This is a genomic window from Streptomyces odontomachi, from assembly GCF_024435355.1.
Lineage (GTDB): Bacteria > Actinomycetota > Actinomycetes > Streptomycetales > Streptomycetaceae > Streptomyces > Streptomyces odontomachi.
Window position 1 is genome coordinate 1 of sequence record NZ_JAMJWG010000112.1, and the last position, 296, is coordinate 296.

The following is a 296-nucleotide window of genomic DNA, read 5'->3' on the forward strand; positions in this document are numbered from 1 at the left end:
GACAGTCATGTCCCACCCGGGGACCTTCGTGGAGTTCAGCAGGCAGCGCGGACTGGCCGTAGACGGCCGGTGCAAGGCGTTCGGCGCAGGGGCGGATGGGTTCGGTCCCGCTGAGGGTGTGGGTGTGCTGCTGGTGCAGCGGTTGTCGGACGCGCGTCGTGAGGGTCGGCGGGTGTGGGCGGTGTTGCGGGGCAGTGCGGTCAACCAGGACGGCGCGAGCAACGGCCTGACCGCCCCCAACGACCTCGCCCAGCAGCGGGTGATTCGGCGGGCGTTGGCGCAGGCGGGGTTGGGGC

General features: G+C 72.0%; 1 protein-coding gene. It reads left to right on the top strand.

Annotated features, from left to right (window positions below):
- Positions 1–296, top strand: a 296-nt coding sequence (locus NQO67_RS43600; RefSeq protein WP_305127010.1) for a beta-ketoacyl synthase N-terminal-like domain-containing protein, incomplete at both ends; no start/stop codon positions are given.